21 protein-coding genes are annotated in these 24240 nt (G+C 59.7%); 7 read left to right on the top strand and 14 right to left on the bottom strand.

Features of this window, described 5'->3' with window-relative positions; genetic code table 11:
• The first annotated feature begins 194 nt into the window (after window positions 1-194).
• Complete coding sequence (locus ACZZ0A_RS16880) at window positions 195-1676, top strand: methyl-accepting chemotaxis protein (protein WP_463543485.1); 1482 nt, start codon at window positions 195-197, stop codon at window positions 1674-1676.
• Between the two features lie 187 nt (window positions 1677-1863).
• A complete protein-coding gene (locus ACZZ0A_RS16885) occupies window positions 1864-2229 on the top strand; it encodes a DUF962 domain-containing protein (RefSeq protein WP_007908547.1) in 366 nt (121 codons plus the stop codon).
• A 1-nt stretch (window position 2230) separates the two neighbouring features.
• Here the strand turns inward: ACZZ0A_RS16885 and ACZZ0A_RS16890 are convergent, their stop codons facing one another.
• From ACZZ0A_RS16890 to ACZZ0A_RS16900, 3 genes are all read right to left on the bottom strand, one after another.
• Window positions 2231-3025, bottom strand: a complete 795-nt coding sequence (locus tag ACZZ0A_RS16890; protein ID WP_463543486.1) for an acyl-CoA thioesterase — start codon at window positions 3023-3025, stop codon at window positions 2231-2233.
• Between the two features lie 234 nt (window positions 3026-3259).
• The gene (locus tag ACZZ0A_RS16895; protein WP_007908544.1) at window positions 3260-4024 is read right to left on the bottom strand and encodes a CHAD domain-containing protein; all 765 of its coding nucleotides are present in this window, start codon (window positions 4022-4024) and stop codon (window positions 3260-3262) included.
• 79 nt (window positions 4025-4103) lie between these two features.
• Window positions 4104-4382, bottom strand: a complete 279-nt coding sequence (locus ACZZ0A_RS16900) for a hypothetical protein (protein ID WP_007908543.1) — start codon at window positions 4380-4382, stop codon at window positions 4104-4106.
• Between the two features lie 215 nt (window positions 4383-4597).
• Here ACZZ0A_RS16900 and ACZZ0A_RS16905 point away from each other — a divergent pair, with 215 nt between their 5' ends.
• Window positions 4598-5647 carry a patatin-like phospholipase family protein gene (locus ACZZ0A_RS16905; RefSeq protein ID WP_007908542.1) on the top strand — a complete coding sequence of 350 codons (1050 nt, stop codon included), beginning with the start codon at window positions 4598-4600 and terminating at the stop codon, window positions 5645-5647.
• A gap of 141 nt (window positions 5648-5788) precedes the next feature.
• Here ACZZ0A_RS16905 and ACZZ0A_RS16910 read toward each other — a convergent pair whose 3' ends face one another.
• The 6 genes from ACZZ0A_RS16910 to kdpF all read right to left on the bottom strand — a co-directional run bounded on the left by ACZZ0A_RS16910 (window position 5789) and on the right by kdpF (window position 14091).
• Complete coding sequence (locus ACZZ0A_RS16910; protein ID WP_007908541.1) at window positions 5789-6487, bottom strand: response regulator; 699 nt, start codon at window positions 6485-6487, stop codon at window positions 5789-5791.
• 48 nt (window positions 6488-6535) lie between these two features.
• The gene (locus ACZZ0A_RS16915) at window positions 6536-9187 is read right to left on the bottom strand and encodes a sensor histidine kinase (protein WP_007908532.1); all 2652 of its coding nucleotides are present in this window, start codon (window positions 9185-9187) and stop codon (window positions 6536-6538) included.
• Between the two features lie 137 nt (window positions 9188-9324).
• A complete protein-coding gene (gene kdpC / locus ACZZ0A_RS16920) occupies window positions 9325-9870 on the bottom strand; it encodes a potassium-transporting ATPase subunit KdpC (RefSeq protein ID WP_007908524.1) in 546 nt (181 codons plus the stop codon).
• A 346-nt stretch (window positions 9871-10216) separates the two neighbouring features.
• Complete coding sequence (gene kdpB / locus ACZZ0A_RS16925; protein ID WP_095112937.1) at window positions 10217-12274, bottom strand: potassium-transporting ATPase subunit KdpB; 2058 nt, start codon at window positions 12272-12274, stop codon at window positions 10217-10219.
• A gap of 24 nt (window positions 12275-12298) precedes the next feature.
• Window positions 12299-13993 (bottom strand): potassium-transporting ATPase subunit KdpA, encoded by a 1695-nt coding sequence (kdpA, locus tag ACZZ0A_RS16930; protein ID WP_007908510.1) that lies wholly within the window; start codon window positions 13991-13993, stop codon window positions 12299-12301.
• Between the two features lie 8 nt (window positions 13994-14001).
• Window positions 14002-14091 (bottom strand): K(+)-transporting ATPase subunit F, encoded by a 90-nt coding sequence (gene kdpF, locus ACZZ0A_RS16935; RefSeq protein WP_007899818.1) that lies wholly within the window; start codon window positions 14089-14091, stop codon window positions 14002-14004.
• 384 nt (window positions 14092-14475) lie between these two features.
• Here kdpF and eat point away from each other — a divergent pair, with 384 nt between their 5' ends.
• The 3 genes from eat to ACZZ0A_RS16950 all read left to right on the top strand — a co-directional run bounded on the left by eat (window position 14476) and on the right by ACZZ0A_RS16950 (window position 16829).
• Entirely contained in the window at window positions 14476-15840 is a 1365-nt protein-coding gene (gene eat / locus ACZZ0A_RS16940) for an ethanolamine permease (protein ID WP_007908507.1), read from the top strand.
• Between the two features lie 129 nt (window positions 15841-15969).
• On the top strand, window positions 15970-16137 hold the full coding sequence (locus ACZZ0A_RS16945; RefSeq protein ID WP_007908505.1) for a DUF2897 family protein: 168 nt from the start codon (window positions 15970-15972) through the stop codon (window positions 16135-16137).
• Between the two features lie 137 nt (window positions 16138-16274).
• Window positions 16275-16829 (top strand): TetR/AcrR family transcriptional regulator, encoded by a 555-nt coding sequence (locus ACZZ0A_RS16950; RefSeq protein WP_007908503.1) that lies wholly within the window; start codon window positions 16275-16277, stop codon window positions 16827-16829.
• Here the strand turns inward: ACZZ0A_RS16950 and fabF are convergent.
• The 4 genes from fabF to ACZZ0A_RS16970 all read right to left on the bottom strand — a co-directional run bounded on the left by fabF (window position 16826) and on the right by ACZZ0A_RS16970 (window position 21583).
• The gene (gene fabF, locus ACZZ0A_RS16955; protein ID WP_007949741.1) at window positions 16826-18100 is read right to left on the bottom strand and encodes a beta-ketoacyl-ACP synthase II; all 1275 of its coding nucleotides are present in this window, start codon (window positions 18098-18100) and stop codon (window positions 16826-16828) included. The two genes, ACZZ0A_RS16950 and fabF, sit on opposite strands and share 4 nt — an antisense overlap.
• A 22-nt stretch (window positions 18101-18122) precedes the next feature.
• On the bottom strand, window positions 18123-18926 hold the full coding sequence (locus ACZZ0A_RS16960; protein ID WP_463543487.1) for an SDR family NAD(P)-dependent oxidoreductase: 804 nt from the start codon (window positions 18924-18926) through the stop codon (window positions 18123-18125).
• A 216-nt stretch (window positions 18927-19142) separates the two neighbouring features.
• On the bottom strand, window positions 19143-19478 hold the full coding sequence (locus ACZZ0A_RS16965) for a ComEA family DNA-binding protein (protein ID WP_007908495.1): 336 nt from the start codon (window positions 19476-19478) through the stop codon (window positions 19143-19145).
• Between the two features lie 110 nt (window positions 19479-19588).
• Window positions 19589-21583 carry a polysaccharide biosynthesis protein gene (locus ACZZ0A_RS16970; RefSeq protein WP_007908494.1) on the bottom strand — a complete coding sequence of 665 codons (1995 nt, stop codon included), beginning with the start codon at window positions 21581-21583 and terminating at the stop codon, window positions 19589-19591.
• A 188-nt stretch (window positions 21584-21771) separates the two neighbouring features.
• Between ACZZ0A_RS16970 and ACZZ0A_RS16975 the strand changes: the two genes are divergently transcribed.
• Window positions 21772-22536 (top strand): SGNH/GDSL hydrolase family protein, encoded by a 765-nt coding sequence (locus tag ACZZ0A_RS16975; protein WP_007908493.1) that lies wholly within the window; start codon window positions 21772-21774, stop codon window positions 22534-22536.
• Between the two features lie 10 nt (window positions 22537-22546).
• Here the strand turns inward: ACZZ0A_RS16975 and ACZZ0A_RS16980 are convergent, their stop codons facing one another.
• Window positions 22547-24154 carry a glycosyltransferase gene (locus tag ACZZ0A_RS16980; protein WP_463543488.1) on the bottom strand — a complete coding sequence of 536 codons (1608 nt, stop codon included), beginning with the start codon at window positions 24152-24154 and terminating at the stop codon, window positions 22547-22549.
• Window positions 24155-24240 lie beyond the last annotated feature (86 nt).

Genomic DNA, 24240 nt, shown 5'->3' on the forward strand with positions numbered 1-24240 from the left:
AGGAGTGAGCCTGCTCGCGATTGCGGTAGATCAGTTGATATCGTTGTCGACTGGCACGCCGCCATCGCGAGCAGGCTCACTCCTACAAGGGCGGACCGCATCGTCTGTTGACTCACATCAAAATGTCTATATCTGCATAGCGGCACAATGCTGGCACCTTGCCAAAACTGTTTCCGCTATCAGAGAAGACCTCCATGGGTGCCTGGCTTAGCAATATCTCGCTGAAATACAAATTCTGGGCGGTCAATGCGGTCGCCTTCGTCACCACCCTTTTGCTGGTGCTGTACGCCGTGCAGCTCGAACAACAGGCGCGCAGTCACGCATCACAGGCCTCGGCGCAAGCCCAGGCGCAATTGCTCAAGGCCTGGCCGGCCGGGCAGGCATTGCCCAAGGCCGATCAGGTGCTGACCTTCAAGCGCGGCGAAGCACCGCGCCTGAACGATCAGCCCTTGCTGGAAATCACGGAAAGCAACGGCTGGAACGAGATCAATCACCTGCCGCTGTTCGGCGATAACCCGCTGATGGGCGCCGAAGTGTTCAGTCGCGCCGATGGCCAGCAAGTTGCGGTCATTGCCTACGGCCCGAGTCTGAGTCAGGTGTTCAGCGAGCGTTTCGCCAACTATGCGGTGGCGGTGTTCATCCTGATGTTCGCCATGCTGTGTGCCTCGCAACTGCTGATCCGTTTTCTGCTCAGCCAGCTCAACACCTTGAAGGACGTCATGCTTCACGTTGAGAAAAGCGGCGATCTCTCGGCTCGTGTGCCACTGGCAGGCAAAGACGAAGTCGGGCAGATGGCCAATGCGTTCAACGCGATGCAGGCCGGTTACCAGCGCGTCGTCACCACAGTGGCCAACACCGCACGGCAACTGGATGTCGGCGCGGCACGGTTGGCGTCGAGCATGAACGAGGTGCGCCACGGTATGCTCGGCCAGCAGAGCGAAACCGATCAGGCCGCTACCGCGATCAATGAAATGACCGCCACGGTTTATCACATCGCCCAGCACGCCGGCGCCACCCGCGACTTGTCGCAGACCGCCGATGGCCTCGCCGGCAGCGGTCAGCAAGTGGTCGCGCGGGTGCAGCACTCGATTGCCGGGCTGTCCAGCGGCGTGCAGCAGACGGCCGAGATGATTCAACGGCTGGCCGAGGACAGTCAGAAGATCAACGGCGTGGTCAGCGTGATTCACAGCATTGCCGAGCAGACCAACCTGCTGGCGCTGAACGCGGCCATCGAAGCGGCGCGCGCCGGTGAGATGGGCCGGGGTTTTGCAGTGGTCGCCGATGAGGTGCGTAATCTGGCGAAACGCGTGCAGACCTCGACCGACGAGATCACCACGATGGTCTCGGCCTTGCAGGCGGGCACTCGCGACGCGGTGGATTTCATGCAGGAGAGTTCGTACAAGGCCGACGATTGCGTGCAGCAGGCGCAAGAGGCCGGCGAGGCGCTGGCGGAAATCACCGGAGCGGTAGCGCAGATGCGTGAAAGCAATACGCAGATTGCCGTGGCGGCGGAGCAGCAAAGCCAGGTTGCTGAAGAGATGAACCGGGCGGTGGTGAGTATTCGTGATGTGACCGAGAACACCGTGCAGCAGACTGTGGATTCGGCGACGACCAGTAATGAGCTGGCGACGTTGGCTGGGGAGTTGAGCAAGGCAATAGGTCAGTTGAAGCTCTGAAGATCAAAAGATCGCAGCCTTCGGCAGCTCCTACAGGTGTACGCATTTCAATGTAGGAGCTGCCGAAGGCTGCGATCTTTTTTGTCCATCATTACTATGATGCCAATAGCCAACCTTGATTCGCCGCCCTCCGCGCCCGGGCCTATTCTTCAACCATGAGTTCAACATGGATCGAGGAGTAGAAAACATGGGCAAACGTCACCCCAACCTTCCCGCGTGGCAATGGCGCGCGTACCCGGGCAATCATCAGCATCCGACCAATCTGGTGTTGCACCTGATCGCCGTGCCGCTGTTCATCGTCGCGTTTCTGCTGATCGTCTCCGGGGTGTTCAGCCTGAGTCTGGCCAGTGTGGCCATCGGCGTGATCGGTATCGTCGCGGCGCTGGGTTTGCAGCGTCATGGCCACAGCCTGGAGGCGCAAGCCTCCGAGCCGTTCAGTGATCGTAAAGATGCCGTCTCGCGTTTACTGGTCGAGCAGTTCCTGACCTTCCCGCGCTTCTTTCTCAGCGGCGGCTGGTGGCGCGCCTGGCGTGAACGCCACCGTCGGCACTGAGTCAGGCGAAGATCGTGACGGTCTGGCGACTCATCGCAATCAGCTCACCTTCTGCGCTCCACAGCTTGGCGGCGACATGGCCGTAGCCATCGGCGGCGTGCTCGATGTCGGCCAGGTATTGGCACCAGTCCAGCGTGCTCAAGTCGCGTAGCGGCTGAACGAATTCGATGGTCCAGGTCAGCGTACTGCCGGGTGCAGGCTTCTTCAGATACGGCAACAACGCGGGTGGCCATGCATCCACCAAGGCCAGAAGATGTGCCTCGTTAACCGGTTCTTCTTTGACATCCCCACGCAAGCGCACCCAGCCGCCCATCAGCCGCGATTGCGTGCCGGTGAACGGCATCCCACCGACACTCCAGCGCATTGCCAGATGACGCATGAACTCCGGGGTCACGCCTTTGATATAGGGTAATTCCTGGCATTCATCCCAGTGTTTCATTGACGGCGCCGGATACGCTTCGACTGCCACCTCCGACGGCCGAGAGGCACCGAAACTACCCTGAACGATGGTCACCACCTGACCATTCTGGATCGCCCGGCCCATGACCTGGCTGACGGCCTTGCCTTCGCGCAGTACATCCACTTCGAAACTCACCGGGACTTCAGGCTCGACCGGGCCGACAAAGGTGATCGCCAGCGAACGTACCGGGCGATCCGCCGGGACCTTCGCGCGTATGGCTTCGTATTGCAGCGCAGCCACCAGACCACCGAAGCTCGCACGCCCCTGGCCCCATTCGGCAGGAATGGTCAATTCTGGTTGGCGGCGGACCGCCTCGAGCAGATCGCTAAAGCGCATGGCAACCTCAAAAAACGAAAAAGGAATGCAGGGATCTTAACCAGACCTGCACAGCGCCGCAGCGTCTATTCCGGTCAAATGGGCTGACAGAAAGGCCTTAGCGTATTTCAAATACAGACACAAAACCCTGTAGGAGCTGCCGAAGGCTGCGATCTTTTGATTTTGATTTTTAACAACAAGATCAAAAGATCGCAGCCTTCGGCAGCTCCTGCAGGGGATATCGCGGGGCTCAGGTTATTTGAAACAGGCTGAACTGAGTTTTTCCAGCACACGATCAGCTTTGCTTTCGGCTTTGATCATGGTCGCCTGCCAAGTGGCGACACAGGGCTGAAGATCCGCCTCCAGTTCGGCTTTCGCCAGCCACTGCCAGCAATCGTGCCAGTCACCCAACGCGCCTTGGGCCGACTTCAATCGCGCCAGCGCCGCCTCGGGCAAGCGGTCCAGTTCGGGATAGGCTTCGATGCCGTAGCGCACGCGCTTGATCAGCAAACGTAAGCGGTGACGATCGTGAGCGGGATCGTGCAGCGCCTCGTCGAGTTTCTGCCATTGCTTGCCGAGGCGTTTCTCGATGCGCTTGTCCAAACCTTTGAGCAAGCCCTGACGCTGTGAGGCGCGCAGAAATCGCGGGAACGCGTCGAGAATCATCAGCAGCGAGGCCACTTCGGCACTCGCCGCCAGCGCCGGATAAGCCTCGGCCATCTGCGCCATGCGGCGTTGCGCGGCTTCAGGCTGATCATGCGCGAGCAGGTACGCCGCCAACACCTCGCGATCACGCCACGGGGTGGTCAATTGGCCGACCGCCGAGGCGGCATCTTCCAGTTGCTCGACACCGGGCAAGCCGCGCAATGGCCGCAACAGGCTGCGCAAGCGCCGCACCGTAGTGCGCAGATCGTGCAGCGCCTCGGGGTCGGTACGTGCCGTCAATCGCGCCTGACAGGCCAGCAGCCGCACCTCCAGACTCAGGACATGAGCCACCAACCGGTCAACCAACGCAGACATCACTTGCTCCTGATTCAAATGGCTCTGACGATCATTCTGCTGCCCAGCGAACGCAGCCTCCTTGCTTCACGTCAGCAGCTTAGCGGCCGGCGCGGGATTCGCGAATGTAGAAACGCGCTTTCTCGGCTTTCTTGCTGCAGCCTTCGAAACCCTCGAATTGTTGCTGAGTCTTCGCGGCAGTCAGCAGCGACAACGCTTTGGAGTAGCTGACGGTGCCGGCAAAGCCTTCGGCCTTGGCCAGATCCAGCTCATGCCAGGCCGCGTCGAGCTGGCTGCCGCAGCTGTCGCGGTAAGCGGTTTTACCGGCGCAACCGGCCAATGCCAGAGCCATCAACGGCACACAGATCCAGGCTTTCATCACTCACACCTCAAATAGGTCAACAATCGTGCAGGTAAGACGGCCTGGCTGCGAAAAAGTGCCTTGCCGGCGGGTGAAACCGCGCAACTGAGAAGGATAGCGCTGAAGGGTCATGCAGGAGCGAAAAAACGACGTCACTGGCGCACTGAACGACTTCGGCGATTGAGCCGGTCCGGCGATGGGTGCATTGTGGAACCTTGTCGGGAGGACGCTGGATGAAAAAAAAACGTGTCGCGCTGGTACTGGGCTCCGGTGGCGCCCGGGGCTATGCCCATATCGGGGTCATTGAAGAGATCGAGAAACGCGGGTACGAAATCGCCTGCATTGCCGGCTGTTCGATGGGCGCCGTGGTCGGCGGGATCTACGCCGCCGGCAAGCTCGATGAATACCGCAACTGGATCGAAAGTCTCGACTATCTGGACGTACTGCGCCTGGTCGACGTGAGTTTCCGCCTCGGCGCGATTCGCGGCGAAAAAGTCTTCGGCCAGATCCGCAAGATCGTCGGCGAAATCAACATCGAAGACTTGCGCATCCCCTACACCGCGGTCGCTGCCGACCTCACCAACCAACAGGAGATCTGGTTTCAGGAAGGCTGCCTGCATCAGGCGATGCGCGCCTCGGCGGCGATTCCTAGTCTGTTCACGCCAGTGATGCAAGGCAATCGCATGCTGGTCGACGGCGGCATTCTCAACCCGTTGCCGATCGTGCCGGTGGTGTCGAGTCACTGTGATCTGATCATTGCGGTCAACCTCAACTCGACCAACCAGCGTCACTACAAACTGCCGGTGATCCAGCGCCCCGCCGCGTTCCGCTCACGCTTCGACAACCTGATCAGATCACTGGGATCGAAGATGCCGTTCCGCCGTACACAGGCCGAGCAACTGTTGCGTCTCGAGCAGGAAGCGTTGCGTGCCGAAGCAGCAGACATCAACCCCTGGCTGGACGGCGCCGAGCCGGAGAGCCAGCAACCGGCCGCCGCGCCAGAGCGTGAAGGCGCGCCGAAATCGGCGACCGGTTCATTCATCATCGATAACGTCGGGCCGGCGTCGCTGCTGGATTTGATCAACCAGAGTTTCGAGGTGATGCAGACCTCGTTGGCGCAGTACAAGATCGCTGGGTATCCGCCGGACATCCTGATCAACGTGCCGAAGCGGGTGTGCCGGTTTTTCGAGTTTTACAAGGCGCCGGAGCTGATCGCGTTGGGGCGCGAGATTGCGCGGGATACGCTGGATCGGTATGACAGTGAGCAGAGCAGAGAGCCCTGAAGTTTTCCGCAGTCTTTAAGGGCCTCATCGCTGGCAAGCCAGCTCCCACAGTGATCGAGGTGATACACAGATTTCAATCACAGCTGAAAAACCTGTGGGAGCTGGCTTGCCAGCGATGGCGTCTGCCGGGACAACAAATGGCTAAAGAGTGTTGTCACTCAACAGCCGATAGCCAACCCCCGCCTCAGTCACGATAAACCGCGGCCGCGTCGGATCATCCGCGAGTTTCTGGCGCAAATGCCCCACCACAATCCGCAGATAATGGCTGTCCTCGGTGTGGGTCGGCCCCCAGATATCCTTGAGCAATTGCTGCTGGGTAATCACTCGCCCCGGATGCCGCGCCAGTTGCGCCAGCACTGCGTACTCCTTACGAGTCAGCGCCACTTCGACACCGTCGAGCAGCACCCGCCGATAGGCCAGATCCACGGTCAACGGGCCGAAACTCAACGCCGCCTGCTGCGCCTCCCCCGTCGGCGCCTGACGCAACAAGGCGCGGACCCGGGCGAGAAACTCCTGGATGCCGAACGGCTTGGTCACGTAGTCATTGGCGCCGCCATCCAACGCCTGGACTTTCTGCCCTTCGCTGGCGCGCACCGACAACACCAACACCGGCGCCGTGGCCCACTCGCGAAATTCGCGCAGCACTTGCTGGCCGTCCATGTCCGGCAGGCCGAGGTCGAGCACCAGCAAATCCGGTTTGTTCAGCGCCGCCTGCGCCAGGCCTTCGGCACCGGTGCCGGCCTCAAGCACTTTGTAGCCCTGGGAAGCGAGGCTGATGCGCAGGAACTTGCGGATCTGCGGTTCGTCGTCGATGACCAAAATGGTCGCGGTCTGGCTCATGAATTCACATCAACACAAAAGAGTGGCAAGAGATTAGCGCAGTCCGCATCAGGCTTCATTGTCCATCCCCGGTTGCGCTTGCAACGGCAAGTGCAAAGTGATGCAGGTGCCGCGTCCGTCGATGCCGTCGGCGACACTGATGCGACCGCCGTGCGCGCCGACCATGCCCTGACAGATTGCCAGGCCGAGGCCAGTGCCCTGCCCCCCGCGATCACCACGGGCTGCGGTGTAGAACATGTCGAAAATCTTCGCCCGTTCATCCTCGGGAATCCCCGGCCCCTCGTCGCTGACCGAGAAGAAAATCTCCTCGTCATTCGCTCCCGCGCTGAGTTGTAAACGACCGTGAACAGGTGAGAAACGCGCTGCGTTTTCCATCACATTGACCAATGCCTGTTCAATCAACGCGGCATGGACGAACAATAGCGGCAACTCACTCGGCACATCGGTACTGACCTGGAGCGGCGCCAATACCGCGCGCAGGCGATTGAGTGAGCTGCCGACGATATCGGCGGGCGACACCCAGTCCCGCGCAAGTTTCAACGCACCGTGGCCGAGCCGGGTCATGTCGAGCAGGTTCTGGATGTAGCGGTCGAGGCGTTCGGCTTCATCACGGGTGCCTTCGAGCAGTTCACGACGATCCTCCAGCGGGATCGCTTCGCCGAGGGCCAACAGGCTGTCGATGCTGCCGCGCATGGCGGTCAGCGGCGTGCGCAAGTCGTGAGACACCGACGCCAATAGCGCACTGCGCAATTGTTCGGTCTCGCCGTGCAGGCGCGCGGCTTCCAGGTCATCGGCCAACTGCGCGCGCGCCAGCGCTTGGGCGAGCGGCTGACTCAACGCGGTGAGCAAGCGGCGACGCTGGCCACTCAAGGTCTGGCCTTCCTTGGCACACACGCCAAGCAACGCCAGCGGCCCATCCTCGACCGACAGCGGCCACCACCACCAGCGTCCGAACGGCAACGTGCCGGTGCCCATGCCCGCCGGTTGATCGTGCTGCCAGGCCCAATCGGCGGCGGCGCGTTCGGACTCGGTAAATTCCAGCGGCCCGCCGGTCTCGATTTTCCAGCCGCCCTGGCCATCGCGATTGAGCAGGCACAACTGCAGATCGCTCCAGCCGTTGAGGTGTTGCGCGGCGGCGCTGACCACGGCCTGGCGATCGGTGGCGGCGGTGAGTTTGCGCGACAGGTCAAGCAGTTCGGTGGTTTCTTCCTGGGTGTCACGCAAGGCTTGCAATTGCCGACGCTGACGCGCCGCAAGATTACCGGTGAGCGCCGCCATCAACAGGAAAAACAATAAAGTCAGGACGTCTTCTTCGCGCTGGATGGCGAAGGAAAAATTCGGCGGGATGAACAGAAAGTCATAGGTCAGAAACGACAACGCCGCACAGGCCAGCGCCGGACCGAGACTGCTGCGCACCGCCACCAGCAACACTGCCGCGAGGAACACCAGCGAGATATTCGGCAGCGGCAACACACTCGACACCGCCCACGCCAGCGCACTGGCCAACACCGTGGCAACCAGCGCCAGCGCATAGTCGAACCACACCAGTGTCAGCGGGTTTCGCGGGCGCGACTGCGGGTGTTCATGATCGTTGTCGAGGACGTTGATTTCCAGCCCATGGGCCTGACGCAACAGACGCGCCGCCAAGCCACCGCCGAACAGTCGACGACGCCAACTGGGCCGAGACTGGCCGACCAACACCAGACTCGCACGGCGCTCGGCAGCATGCTGGACCAAGGTTTTCGCCACTTCACCGGCGCGCAGCAACACCACTTCTCCACCGAGGCGCTCGGCCAGTTGCTGAGCGCTTTGCAGGCGCAGGCGCGATTGCTCGTCGCGTACGCTGCCGTTATCGACATGCACCAGACTCCACGGTAAATGCCGGCGCTGGGCGACACGACTGGCATGCCGTACCAGGCGTTCGGCTTGCGCATCACCATCGACGCCGACCAGCAATCGCCCGCGCACTGCCGGGGCGGCCTGACCGAGCTGGCGATAGCCTTGAGCGAGATCGTTATCGACCTGCGCAGCGGCGGTTTGCATCGCCAGTTCGCGCAACGCGGTGAGGTTGGTCTGGGTGAAAAACGCATCGATCGCTGCGCGGGCCTGTTCCGGCACGTAGACCTTGCCTTCACGCAGACGCTCGAGCAGTTCACGCGGCGGCAGGTCGATCAACAGCAGTTCGTAGGCTTCTTGCAGCACCCAGTCCGGCAGGGTTTCGCGCACTTGCACACCGGTGATGCCGCGCACCTGATCGTTGAGGCTTTCCAGGTGCTGGACGTTGACCGTGGTGAATACGTCGATACCGGCGGCGAGCAGCTCCTGAATGTCTTGCCAGCGTTTCGCGTGGCGGCTGCCGGGGGCGTTGCTGTGGGCCAGTTCATCGACCAGCACCAACTTCGGCCTGGCCGCGAGAATGCCGTCGAGGTCCATTTCTTCGAGCATCACGCCACGGTATTCCGAGCGCACCAGCGGTTGCTGCGGCAGGCCGCCAAGCAACGCTTCGGTTTCGGCGCGGCCGTGGGTTTCAACGACCCCAGCGAGGACTTTCACGCCTTGGCGCAATTGCGTGTGGGCAGCCTGAAGCATGGCGTAGGTCTTGCCGACACCGGGGGCGGCGCCGAGGAAAACCTTGAGCCGGCCACGGCCGTCACGGGGCAGGTCTGCTAACAGCGCGTCGGCGCGGCCGGAGTCGCTCATGCTTGATGTTCTCTCTTCCTGATGATCGTTCCCACGCTCTGCGTGGGAATGCAGCCCGGGACGCTCTGCGTCCCACCAAAGCGGACGCGGAGCGTCCATTGATGCATTCCCACGCAGAGCGTGGGAACGATCATCTTCTACAGTTTTTCCAGGGCCATGTTCAGCTCCAGCACATTGACCACCGGCGGCCCCACCAGCGGCTGTTCGATATGCGCATCGAGCAGTTGCTGAAGAGTCGATACCGGCACATTTCGCGCTGCTGCGACACGCGCCAGTTGATAGGCAATCGCTGCCGGTGGCAAGTGTGGATCAAGGCCGCTGCCGGAGGTGGTCAGCAAGGCCAATGGCACCGGGCCCTGACCAGGAACCTGCAATTTGTTGGCATCGTCGATCACCCGCGTGGCGAGTGCCGGATTGCTCGGCGCCAGGTTGCTCGCGCTGCTGGAAACGGTGGCAAACGCACCGGCGGAGGGACGTGGATGGAACCACGCATCGCCGACAAAATCCTGGGCAATCAGTGACGAGCCACGGACTTTACCGTCGGCGTCGTGCACCAGGCTGCCGTTGGCTTGAGCGGGGAATGCGACTTGCGCGACGCCGGTCACCACCAGTGGATAGGCGACGCCGGTGACCAGGGTCATCAGCACCAGCAGGCTCAGGGCCGGACGTATCATTGTGGACATTTCAAAATCCTCGAATTCGTTGGGCAAACTTTTGCGGGGTATCAGGGAGATCTCTTCCCCCTCACCCCAGCCCTCTCCCCCAAGGGGGCGAGGGGGAAAGGGAGCCGATTTCTGTGTGGTTCAAAACCTGAGTTTGGCTCGGTATCTCAAGTCGACGCAGCTCTCACAAACACTTCAATCAGTCCCCTCTACTCCAAAGGGGCGAGGGGAAAGGGGGGCCGATCTCTGTGCTTTTCAAAACCTGAGTTCGGCTCGGTATTTCAAGTCGATGTACCTCTGATAAACCACTCGGTCAGTCCCCTCTCCCTCCGGGAGAGGGTTAGGGTGAGGGGCTGCGATATCAGCCTCACACCAAATGCAGCGCCGTGAGCAACATGTCGATCGCCTTGATCCCCACAAACGGCACCAGAATCCCGCCCAATCCGTAGATCAGCAGATTGCGCCGCAGCAACGCTGCCGCACTCGCCGCCTGCACGCGCACACCGCGCAGCGCCAACGGAATCAGTACAACGATGATCAAGGCGTTGAAGACGATGGCCGAGAGGATCGCGCTCTGCGGACTGGTCAACTGCATGATGTTGAGCACGCCCAGTTGCGGATAAATCGAGGCAAACAGCGCCGGCAGGATCGCGAAGTATTTGGCCACGTCGTTGGCGATGGAAAACGTCGTCAGCGCGCCACGGGTCACCAGCAATTCCTTACCGATCTGCACCACGTCGAGCAGCTTGGTCGGATCGCTGTCGAGGTCGACCATGTTCGCCGCTTCGCGGGCAGCCTGGGTGCCATCGTTCATCGCCATGCCGACGTCAGCCTGAGCCAGCGCCGGGGCATCGTTGGCGCCGTCGCCGCACATCGCGACCAGGCGACCGTCGTTTTGCTCATGACGAATGCGCGCGAGTTTTTTCTCCGGGGTGGCCTCGGCGAGAACGTCATCGACACCCGCCTCAGCGGCGATGGCGGCGGCAGTCAGCGGGTTATCACCGGTGACCATCACGGTACGGATCCCCAGTTTGCGCAGTTCGGCGAAACGTTCGCGGATCCCCGGTTTGACCACGTCCTTGAGATGGATCGCGCCCAGCAATTTGCCGTCGGCACACACCAGCAATGGCGTGCCACCGCTCTGCGCGATCTTGTCGATTTCCCGCGACAGTGCCGGAGCCAGATCGGCGCGTTTCTGGCCGAGGAAACTCAGCAGCGAGTCCACCGCACCTTTGCGATAGACGCGGCCCTGATAGTCGACACCGGACAAACGGGTTTCCGCGCTGAACGGCACAGCGGTCAAGGTTTCCAGCGCCGGCTCAGGCTGCGGGTGCAGACCGCGCAGGTATTCGACGATGGATTTACCTTCAGCGGTTTCGTCGGCCAAGGATGCGAACAACGCACCTTCAGCCAGTTCGCGACCACTCACACCCGGCGCGGCATACACCGCGCTGCAACGACGGTTACCGAAGGTGATGGTGCCGGTCTTGTCGAGCAGCAGCACATGCACGTCCCCCGCCGCTTCCACCGCACGACCGGACTTGGCGATCACATTGAGGCGCACCAGACGATCCATCCCGGCGATACCAATCGCCGAGAGCAAACCGCCAATGGTGGTCGGGATCAGCGTGACCAGCAGCGCCACAAGGAATACCAGCGGCAGGCTGCCGTTGGCGAAATGGGCGAACGGTTGCAGGGTCACGACTACCAACAGGAAGATCAGGGTCAGGCCAATCAGCAGGATGTCCAGCGCCACTTCGTTGGGCGTCTTCTGACGCTTGGCGCCTTCAACCAGTGCGATCATGCGGTCCAGAGTCGACTCACCGGGGTTGACGGTGATCTTCACCAGCAACCAGTCAGACACCAGTCGCGTGTTGCCAGTGACGGCCGAACGATCGCCACCGGATTCACGAATCACCGGCGCCGATTCACCGGTGATCGCCGCTTCGTTGACCGCCGCGATGCCTTCGATGACTTCGCCGTCACCGGGGATCATTTCCCCGGCTTCGACACGCACCACATCGCCTTTGCGCAGACTTGCCGCTGGCACTACCTGAAAGCTGCCGTTAGCCTGTTTACGCCGTGCGCTGAGGCCTTCGCTGCCAGCCTTGAGGCTGTCGGCGCGGGCCTTGCCGCGACCTTCGGCCAAGGCTTCGGCGAAGTTGGCGAATAGCACGGTGAACCACAGCCACAGGGCGATTTGCGCAGCGACGAAGGTCGGCACGTCGGCGTCGGGAATGAAGCACAGCACCGTGGTGAAAATTGCGGTCAGTTCGACCACCAGCATCACCGGCGAACGTTTCAGTTGCCGAGGGTCGAGCTTGACGAAGGCTTGCACCAGCGCCGGCCGCCACAGGGCCGAGATCGCGGTTTTCGCTTGTTCCGGCGCCTTGACGACGGCGGGTTTGATTGCGGGCATATTCATCATCCAGCTCCTAAAATGAAAGGCTTAGAAGCCCATGCTCAGGTGTTCCGCGATTGGGCCGAGCGCCAGGGTTGGCAGGAAGGTCAGGCCGCCCACCAGCAAAATGGTCACGGTCAACAGGGTCACGAACAGCGGGCCATGGGTCGGGAAGCTGTTCTGGCCGATCGGTGCGGTTTTCTTCATCGCCAGGCTGCCGGCCAGGGCCAGTACCGGCAGGATGTAACCGAAGCGACCGATCAACATGCCCAGGCCCAACATCAGATTGTGGAACGGCGTGTTGGCGCTCAGACCACCGAACGCCGAACCGTTGTTGGCACTGGCAGAGGTGTAGGCATAGAGCAACTGGCTGAATCCGTGCGGGCCGGGGTTGCTGATGGTCGCCGCAGCACTGGGAACCGCTGCGGCAATCGCACCGAGCACCAGCACGCCGACCGGCATGACCAGCAGGGTCACCACCAGTAATTGCACCTCACGCGCCTGGAGTTTCTTGCCGAGGTATTCCGGGGTGCGACCGATCATCAAACCGGCGAGGAACACCGCGATCAGCACGTTGAGCAACATGCCGTAGAGCCCAGCACCAACGCCGCCGAAGATCACTTCGCCGACCATCATGTTGACCAGCGCGACCATGCCGCTGAGCGGGTTGAGGCTGTCGTGCATGCCGTTGACCGAACCGTTCGACGCGGCCGTCGTCGTCACCGACCACAGCACCGTGGCGGTGGTGCCGAAGCGCGCTTCCTTGCCTTCCAGCGGCGCGGTCTGTTCGACGGCGGCGTTGTTCAGGGTCGGATTCGGTTGGTACTCAGCCCACAGCGAAGTCGCGCCACCGATCAGGAACAGCGCGAGCATGCAGGCGATAATCGCGCGGCTCTGGCGCAGGTCTTTGACGTAGTGGCCGAAGGTGAACACCAGCGCCACCGGAATCAGAATGATCGAAGCGACTTCGAACAGGTTGCTCCACGCGGTCGGGTTCTCGAACGGATGCGCCGAGTTGACGCCGAAGAAGCCGCCGCCGTTGGTGCCCAGTTGCTTGATCGCAATCTGGCTGGCGGCCGGGCCGAGCGGGATCACTTGATCAACGCCTTGCATCGTCACCGCGTTCACATACTGCGCAAACGTCTGCGGCACGCCCTGCCAGACCAGATACAGCGCCAACAGCAAGCACAACGGCAACAGGCCGTAGAGGGTGGCGCGGGTCATGTCGACCCAGAAGTTGCCGAGAGTTTTCGTCGATTTGCGGCCGATGCCACGGCACAGCGCCACCAGCACGGCCAGGCCGGTGGCGGCGCTGACGAAGTTCTGCACGGTGAGACCGACCATCTGGCTCAGGTAGCTGAGGGTCGCTTCGCCGCTGTAGGACTGCCAGTTGGTGTTGGTCATGAAACTGACCGCGGTGTTGAACGCCTGCGTCCACTCCTGGCCCGGCAGATTTTGCGGGTTCAGTGGCAAGTGATCCTGAAACAACAGGATCGCGAACAGCAGGAGGAAACCGGCGAGGTTGAAGGCGAGCAGCGCCAGCGTGTACTTCTGCCAGCTCTGCTCAGCCTGCGGATCGACCCCGGCGATGCGATAGCAACCGCGCTCGACCGGGCCGAGAACCGGCGTCAGCCAGGTGCGCTGACCTTCCATCACTTTGTAGTAGAAGCGCCCGAGCAGCGGCGCCGGCAGCAGGACCACCGCGAAAAACGCGAGGATCAGCCAATAGTCATAACTGTGCATAGCCGCTCCTAGTTCCGATCCGCGCGCAACAGCGCAACCAACAGATAAATGAACAGCCCCACTGCCAATAGCAGTGACACCCCGTCCAGAACGCTCATGGAAGATCTCCGTGTTACGGCGTATTGCCGCGTGTGGAGGCATTGTCGGAAAGGAGGCTGTAAAGGAACGAGAGCGAGGGGTCTGGCTGGGCATAAAGAAAGCGTAAAGAGTGGGTTTATGCCGGCGTTACAGCAGGTTTTTGCGCCGTCAGGCGGGCCTCTTCGCGAGCAGGCTCGCTCCCACATTTTGAAATGCATTCACCTGCTCGCGAAGACGGCATCAACGCCGACATCGCACCCAACTGGCGCACAAAAAGCAGCTATCCCACCGCGAACATCCCCGATACGACAGCTTTCAACTCATTACGACTTGTTTCAACGCAATGGCACGCCCACTGCAAACGCCCTCTCCCGAGCTTTTCAAACCGTTCAGGGAGCAAACGCATGAACACACAACTCAAACCTACGCTGGGCACGCTGCACCTGTGGGGCATTGCGGTAGGGCTGGTGATTTCCGGAGAGTACTTCGGCTGGAGTTACGGCTGGGGTGTGGCCGGGACCCTGGGGTTTCTGGTGACCTCGTTCATGGTCGCGACCATGTACACCTGTTTTATCTTCAGTTTCACCGAACTCACGACCGCAATTCCCCATGCGGGTGGGCCGTTCGCCTACAGCCGTCGCGCCTTCGGTGAAAAGGGTGGCTTGATTGCCGGGTTGGCAACGCTGATCGAGTTCGTCTTCGCCCCACCGGCAATCGCCCTAGCCATTGGCGCCTACCTTAATGTGCAGTTTCCGGCGCTCGATCCGAAACACGCGGCGGTCGGTGCGTACATCGTGTTCATGGGGCTGAATATTCTTGGGGTGAAACTGGCGGCTACTTTCGAACTGATTGTTTGCGTGCTGGCCGTGGCTGAATTGCTGGTATTCATGGGCGTGGTCGCACCTGCGTTCAGCTTCAGCAACTTTGCCTTGAATGGCTGGGCCGGCTCCGACGTGTTTGGCGCGCCGGCGATTGCCGGGATGTTCGCGGCCATTCCGTTTGCGATCTGGTTCTTCCTGGCCATCGAAGGCGCGGCGATGGCTGCCGAAGAAGCCAAGGATCCGAAACGCACGATTCCCAAGGCTTATATCAGCGGCATTCTGACCCTGGTGTTGCTGGCGATGGGTGTGATGTTCTTTGCCGGCGGCGTCGGCGACTGGCGCACCCTGGCCAACATCAACGACCCACTACCGCAGGCGATGAAAACCGTGGTCGGCGACAACTCCGGCTGGCTGCACATGCTGGTGTGGATCGGCCTGTTCGGTCTGGTCGCCAGTTTCCACGGCATCATCCTCGGCTATTCACGGCAGTTCTTCGCCTTGGCCCGCGCCGGTTATCTCCCAGCCTCGCTGGCGAAACTCTCACGCTTCCAGACGCCACACCGCGCCATCATTGTCGGCGGCATCATCGGCATCGCGGCGATTTACAGCGACGGTCTGATCAACCTCGGCGGCATGACCCTCACCGCCGCGATGATCACCATGGCCGTGTTCGGCGCCATCGTGATGTACATCATGAGCATGCTCAGCCTGTTCAAACTGCGTAAATCGGAACCGAATCTGGAACGTACCTTCCGCGCGCCGTGCTACCCGTTGATTCCGCTGATTGCCTTGGTGCTGGCGGTGGTGTGTCTGGTGGCGATGGCGTGGTTCAACGCGTTGATCGGGCTGATCTTCCTCGGCTTCATGGCAGTCGGTTTCGGCTACTTCCTGCTCACCGGACAACTGCGTGCCAACGCACCGGCCGATGCGATGCTGACGGGCAATTGAGGGATTTCGGGTGTACCGGGTGCAAGCGGCCTAGAATGGAACCACTGCGAGTTCACTTCGCTCAAACGTGGTATGCAGCGTCGCACGGCGAAATCCTCGTCCGTCGACCTGCCCTTAAGGAGAGCCGTTATGCCTTGGTATGCCTGGTTGATTCTAGTCGTTGCAATCGGCTCGATCGTCGGCGGATTGATGATGTTGCGCGACACCGCCAACAAGGTCGATCTGACCGATGAAGAACGCCGACGCGTTGCCCAACGCAATGCCGAAGCGGACGCCAAAGATGCGCAGGACCGCTGAACACAACCCCGCCTGATCGGCGGGGTTTGTGCTTTTTATAGCCATTGGACCTATCTGCACGCTTTTAAGAAGTAGAAGTACAGTCACCATCTAATTTTCCTTGGTTAAGATGGGGACATTGTTGCGGAGAGTTCCACATGCGTTATTCGCAGGATCATAAAGCCCAGACCCATCAGCGCATCATCAAGGAGGCTTCGGCTCGCTTTCGCAAGGACGGAATCGGCGCTACAGGTCTGCAACCCCTGATGAAGGCGCTGGGTCTGACCCATGGCGGTTTCTACTCACATTTCAAGTCCAAGGACGAACTTGTCGAGAAAGCCTTGCAAGAGGCCGGCAACCAGGTCGACGGTTTGTGCGCCGAGATTTTTTCCCAAGACAATCCGCTCGATGTCTTCATCGAAACGTATCTGTCCGAATGGCACCAGACATCGCCGCATGAAGGTTGTCCGTTGCTGACCATTTCTTCCGAGCTGGGCCTGCGTGGCCAACCGAGCCCCACCAGCGACGTGGTCCTCAACGCGCGGCTGGAGCAGATCGAAAACAGTCTCGAAGGAGAGAACAGCGCTGACCGCGCCATCGTCATCATGTCGACACTGGTCGGCGCGCTGCTGCTGTCACGCAGCGTCGCGGATGCCGAGTTTGCGCAACGCATCCTCGATGTCACCCGCGATCATCTCAAGAACCGCGACTAAGCCTGCCAGCGCTTGAACAGCACGCTGGCATTGACCCCGCCAAACCCGAAACCATTGGACAGTGCATATTCGATCGACATCGGCCGCGCTTGGCCATGGACGATGTCCACCCCTGCGCTCGCCGGATCGGGATTGTCGAAATTCAGCGTCGGCGGAACGACCTGATCACGAATGGCCAACAGTGTGAAAATGGCTTCAAGCCCGCCGGCAGCGCCGAGCAAATGACCGGTGGCTGACTTGGTCGAGGTCACGGCGATTTTATTTTGCGTGCCGAACAACGCTTTGATCGCCGCCAGTTCGCCGAGGTCGCCCACCGGGGTCGAAGTCGCATGAGCGTTGAGGTGTTGCACCTGTTCCGGCTCGATACCCGCCTGCGCCAGTGCCAACGTCATCGCCCGCCTGGCACCGCTGCCATCTTCCGGCCCGGCCGTCAGGTGATAGGCGTCGGCGCTGGTGCCATAACCGACCAGCTCAGCCAAAGGCTTGGCCCCCCGGGCCAAGGCATGCTCCAGAGATTCGATCACCAGCAGCCCCGCGCCCTCGCCCATCACGAAACCGTCGCGACCGCTGTCGAATGGTCGAGATGCGCGCTCCGGGGTGTCGTTGTAACCGCTCGACAGTGCCCGTGCTGCCGCAAAACCGGCAAGACTGACGCGGTCGATGCAAGCTTCCGCGCCACCGCACACGGCAATATCCGCTTCGCCGGCGCGAATCAAGCGCGCCGCATCGCCAATCGCTTGAACACCCGCAGCGCACGCCGTCACCGGCGCCCCCAAAGGCCCCTTGAGGCCGTGCTGAATGGACACGTGCCCTGCCGCGAGATTGACCAGAAACGACGGGATGGTAAATGGTGACAAACGCCGAGGACCGCGGCTGTCGGTGGTGCGCACGGCGTCGGCAATCGCGCCGAAACCACCGACACCGGAACCGATGATCGTTGCGGTACGCTCCTGGCTTTTGCTCTCCGACGGATGCCAGTCAGCCTGCTCCAGCGCCTGCCGGGCAGCCTCCATGGCGAACAGAATAAAGCGGTCCATCTTCTTCTGTTCCTTGGGTGACGTGGCGCGATCCGGATCAAAACCTGCTTCAGCATCCTCTTCCAGCGTCGGCACCGCGCCGCCGACTCGCGTGGGCAAATCAGCGACCGTTGCCTCAGGCAAGTTACGCAGACCAGAACGCCCGGCCAGCAAGCGCTGCCATACGACTTCAAGATCGCTGCCCAAGGGTGAAACCAGGCCCATGCCCGTGACGACTATTCGACGCGAATCCATACCGTGATGACCTCTGATCAATTCAATTGCCGGACTTGTAGCGCTGGGCTGCAGCACTGCGGGAAAGGTTCGGTGCCATGACATGACGAGCCGCCACAAAGGCATGCCATTCGCCTGCGTCAGGTAGCGAAGGAATGGTGATCAACTCGCCCTGATCCAGACCGGCCAGCGCCGCATCGACCATCTCGCCTGCGTCCATGACCATTTCTGCCGGAATGCCACTGGCATCGATACCCGAGCGCTCCCAGATTTCGGTGCGGGTCACGCCCGGCAGCACGGCCTGGATCTGCACGCCGGTGCCTTCGAGTTCAGTGTTAAGCGATTGGGTCAGGCTCAGTACATAAGCTTTGCTGGCGCTGTAGGTAGCGTTGAAGCGTTCCGGAAACAACGCCACCACCGAGGCGATATTGATGATCGTGCCACGACCGGCCTTGGCGAAACTGGCAGCAGCAGACGATGCCAAGCGGGTGACTGCGGTGATGTTCAACTGGATCAGGCGCTCCAATTGGTCCATATCGGCGTTGGCCAGCAGTCCGTCCGCTGCCACACCGGCGTTATTGACCAGCAGGCTGATGCTCGAATCACTGCGCAAGCGCTGTTCGAGTTTGAGCACGTCGTCCTTCTGTGTCAGATCGGCCTTGAGAACTTCAACCTGAACGCCATGGGCGTCACGCAACCGGCTCGCAGCACTTTCCAGACGGTCCTTGTCACGGGCAACCAGCAGCAGATCAAAACCACGCGCCGCCAGGCGCTGAGCGTAAATCGCACCGATACCGGACGATGCGCCGGTAACGAGAGCAGTACCTTGGGATTGGGCGGAACTCATGAGAATGCTCCTGGAACGCTTGATGAAGGAAGTTGCCGATGAGCCATGTTGGCTCGACGCACCGGCAAATTATTATAGGCATAATCCAAACGCAATATGATAGCCGTAATTTAAAAGTGGCCGACGGCTGCCCTCTCCACCAACACTAGCGGCCATACGCTGCGCAAGTAAAAAAGGCCGGTCAATGACCGGCCCCCTTGGCGTTGAACACTTAGCTTAGTTGACTTCCAGCTTGTCGCGATTGCGATCCAGAATCGCCTTGCCGATACCCTTCACTTCCAGCAACTCATCCACCGATGCAAAAGGCCCGTTTGTTTCACGATAAGCAACAATCGCTTTGGCCTTGGCCTCACCAACTCCTGCCAGCTCCTTTTGCAGCGTTGCCGCGTCGGCATCGTTAAGATCGATTTTTGCACTCAGGGAAGGTGCCGCGGTATCCATCACCAAAGGCGCCTTGGGCGACTCCGCTGGCGCAACAGGTGCGGCAATAGCAGCGATCGAGGCGCTGGTAAGGAAAGCGAAAATCAGAGAGTAGAAGTAACCGGTACGCATTAGTGACGCTCCATCATCATTTGAGAAAGCAGCTTTTCCGAAGCTGCTCTCCAAACGTAGGTCATGCTGGAGCGATGTCAAAAATGCGTGCGTTACAGGATGTGAAACAATCAGGGTTCGAGACGGCGTTGCTGATAGATCCAATCGACGATCTCGCCGTCCGGCATATAGCCGCTGACCGTTTCGCGCAGCAGTTGTCGGACCCGCGCATAATCATCGCGTTCCACGGCCAGAAGCAATTCGCTCAAGCGGGTTTTCAGCACATCCCACGGCAGGTGGTCTTCGCTCGCCGTCATGATCATCGGGTGCTGGGTGGCGGCCACGTTGTCGCCGATCAACAGCTCTTCGTAGAGCTTTTCGCCGGGGCGCAGCCCGGTGAACTCGATGGAAATATCGCCCTGCGGATTGCGTTCGGAGCGAATGCTCAAGCCGGACAGGTGGATCATTTTTTCTGCCAGCTCGACGATTTTCACCGGTTCGCCCATGTCCAGCACAAACACATCCCCGCCCTGCCCCATGGAGCCGGCCTGGATCACCAATTGGGCGGCCTCGGGGATGGTCATGAAATAGCGGGTAATTTTCGGGTGAGTGACCGTCAGCGGGCCACCGGACTTGATCTGACTGTGGAACAGCGGAATCACTGAACCCGAGGAACCGAGAACATTGCCGAAACGCACCATGGTGAACCGGGTCTTGTTGACCCGCGACACGTTGGCACTGTCACCAAACAATACCGGTGCACTTTCACAGCTGAGGGCCTGCAGCGTCAACTCGGCCAGACGCTTGGTACTGCCCATGATGTTCGTCGGGCGCACGGCTTTATCAGTGGAGATAAGCACGAAATTCGACACGCCCGACTGCAATGCCGCCTGCGCTGTATTGAGCGTGCCGATCACGTTGTTCAGTACACCTTCAGCAATATTGTGCTCAACCATCGGCACATGCTTATAGGCTGCTGCGTGATACACGGTGTCGACTTTCCAGGTTTTCATCACATCGAGCAGTTTGTCTTGATGACGGATGGAACCGAGGATAGGCAACAGACGTACCGGAACCGACTGCCGGCAACCCCGTTGTTCGAGTTCGGAGAGAATGCTGTAGAGATTGAATTCGCTATGTTCGAACAACACGAGCGTGGTCGGCCCCAGAGTGAAGATCTGTCGGCACAACTCCGAGCCGATCGAACCACCAGCGCCTGTGACCATCACCACTTTGCCATTGATGCAACGCGCCAACAGGTCCGGTTGGGCCGGTACGGCGTCACGCCCGAGCAAGTCGGCGATATCCACTTCCTGGATATCCTCGACCTTGACGCGACCACTGGCCAGATCGGTGAAATTCGGCACACTGCGCACGTGCAGCGGAAAACCCTCGAGCAGGTTGAGGATTTCCCGGCGCCTGGCGCGGGTCGACGACGGCAGCGCGAGGAGTATCTCCTGGGCACCGGTGACATCGATCATATGTTGAATGTGCTTGGGTTTGTAGACCTGAAGCCCGGAAATCGAGCGATCGGAAATGCCCGGATCATCATCGATAAAGGCCACCGGACGCATCACGCGCCCCATGCGCAAAGCGGCAACCAGCTGATTGCCGGCGACACCGGCACCGTACACGGCGACCTTGGTCAAACCGTCATCGCGGCTGGTAAACGGTACGTGTTGAGCTGCGGTAAACCAGTCGCCCATGAAAAACTGGCGCATGCACAGGCGCAGGCCGCCGATGATCATCATGCTCAACCACCAGTAGTTGAAGATGATCGAGCGCGGCACTACGGCTTCGTGATTGCTGTACCAGTAAACGACGACCGCCAGAATCAGCGAGGACAGGCTGACCGCCTTGACGATGGCAATCAGGGCGTCGTTACCAAAGTAACGCATCACGGCCCGGTACATGCCAAAGCGAATAAAGAGTGGAATGGCGATGACAGGGGCGAATGCAAAGAGCCAGATGTGAGCCTTCAAGGGGTTGTACATGTCATCGATGCCGAGGCGCACGATGAACGACATCCAGAGAGCAACCCAGACCAGGACGACGTCGGTAGCCACCTGCAGCAAACGTTTTTGCTTACGAGGCAAGCCCAGCAAGACAGTCCGCACTTTATCCATTCAGCCGCTCGAGCACGTGGCTCCCTCCTTAAACAGTCGACGACCAGCATTGTAACCTCATGCTGGCGTCTTCATCTGAATAATTGGCCCCAGAAAAGGTGAATTGGTTCTCGGAGTAAACGCGGCGACCCTATAGAATTTCACCATTGCCTTTTCGCAACCCCGATGAATCAGGAATTAATCAGACAATGATCCCAGTAGTTGTACTCGGCGACTCTCACGCATCGGTATTCAACTCCGAAATACTGAAAGCACTGCTTCCCGAATACACGTTCGAAGTGACTTCGGTAGGAGGGGCAACCGTTTCTGGATTAAAAAATCCAAACGCCCTAACTCAGGCCATGCCACAGTTCAAAGCAGCGCTGGAGGCGACAACGGCCAAAACGGCGATCGTAATGCTGGGCGAGGTCGACACCGGTTTTGTGATTTGGTATCGAGCGCAAAAGCACGGCAACGCTGTATCGCAAATGTTGCAATTGGCAGTTGATAACTATCAGAAACTTCTTCAGGACATTAAACAGACCCATCATGTGATCTGCATCAGCACTCCCCTCCCCACCATTCGAGATGGAATGGATTGGGGCGAAGTTGCCAACTTGCGTAAGGAGGTGCAGGCCACTCTCGCTGAAAGAACCCGGTTGACTATTGAGTTCAATAGTCTGATGGAGGTTTTTTGCGTCCATCAGGGCATCAGTCATATAAACATGGACAGTCTGTCGCTGGACGCAACGGGAAGTCTCAAAGAAACGCTTCGAAACACCGATCCGAGCGACCATCACTACGATCCCTCTGCCCACTCGCTAATGATTGCACCGCTGCTGGCGCCGGTGCTCGAACGTTACGCGCATTCGGATCAATCAAGCGGTGTAACCCAGCCTGTCGAAGAACATCTCGCAAAGAGCAAACCGACGCTCTTGGGCAGGCTGGTGGAGCGTTACTTTCGCCGCAGGTGAGGTGACCCTGTCAGGCGTTGTTCCATACGCCTTGCGGAGAACCCGTGCGAATGTAATCGGCAAATGGGTCGCTGCCCGGGATTTCCACACCATGTTGTTCGGCATATACATCGGGCTGGAAGTCTGAGCGAGGCGACTGCGGGTTTATGCCGCTGGCCCATGCGCGAACATACAAGCGCGCGTCTCGCTGACTGATGTCGAGCAAGCCCGAGTCCGAAATCAATTGAACATCACGTTTTTCCTGTTGAGCGCGTACAGCGGCTTTAACACCGACAGACTCAAGTTCCGCAACATACCTGTCCATATCGAAGTAGATTTTCGATGCTGCATGACTCTTGGCGACTGCCTCTTCATACAGTTCACTGGAGTCGGCCAATGCGAAAATTTTTCGCACGGCGCTGTCAACATCAAGATAATCAGCGATACAGGAATCGCGCAGTCCGCCAAATGAAAGGAAGTCAGATATGCCTGTCGCTTTGTCGAAGCAGAGCACTGGCAATCGCGCATCGAAAGCATCAATGGCGACGTTCGGCAACGGGTCCAATCGAGACGAGATAAACAACAGGTCAGCTTCTTCATAAGCCGTTGCAATAGCGGACGTCTCGTCCAGCATCACGAAGCGATCCCCCAGCCCCGAACGCTTGATCTGATCGGCGAGATAAACCGAATAGCCATCTTCTACATCGGGGTTAAAGCCTTTACCGATCCAGACAAAACGAAACTTCTCCCCACCGGGAGTCAGCATGGCTTTGATCGCGCATTGAATGAAGATGTCGGCGCCTTTTCGGAAATTGACATAGCCAGCGCCGAGAATTACGAACTTCCTCTCAGTATCGGTGGCAGGCCGCATCTTGCCGCGCAAGTAATCAGACTCCAATTGCTGCCTTTCCTGTTCGACAACTGGTGCGGGCAGCGCACAATGTCCCTGAGGAATAATGTGGGCGCTCAGAGGTTTCAGGGCCGGACATAAATCTTTGGCACTCTCCCAAGTAATATCCGCGGAAAACACCAGGTCGCTAGACCACAACTTGGCATCTGAAAACAGAGCGGCGGAATTGGGGTATGCGGACGCAAATTCATGGATCAACGGAATAGCGGGCACGAAATGCCGGGCCAGTGGCTCCAGAACCACGCGGCACTCCATGCTGTTAACCAGTGCGAACTTGAAATTGAAGTCGCTGCACAGTTTTTCAATGGCGAACTGTGTGTAGGGAAGATTGTTTTTCAGTCGCGGGCTCGCCATTGTCGCAACCGCTGCATCTTCGAAGTCCTCAAGAAGCGGGCCATTGCCGAGCAAAAGCGCGACTACGTTGTAACTGGCGGATAAACGCTGTACCAGGTTAAGGGCAAGTATCGGCGCACCTGATCGGGATGCTTCGTGACTGACGACCATGACCGTTTCTCGCGAAGGATCGAACTGACGACTGTCGGACATTTTGATTCTGGGCAGCGTCACGATACGCCAGCTTTCCTGAAAACCATGATTCAGGTAATGGGCAATCGGATCAATTGCCGTACCGAGATCCGGATTCATTTTCAGATAGAGCGCCGCGTCAAAATTGTCTGGCAGCCTGCGCGTGTGATGTTCAATCTGAACGACCGCCGGCGGCTCAACCACAGGGGCTCCAACGATAACTGGCTCAGCGGGTGACTTTGGCTGGGGCAACCTGGAGATCTCAACGCTTTCTGATCGTTGGACAAAGA

It is taken from the genome of Pseudomonas sp. AC242 (assembly GCF_979258655.1).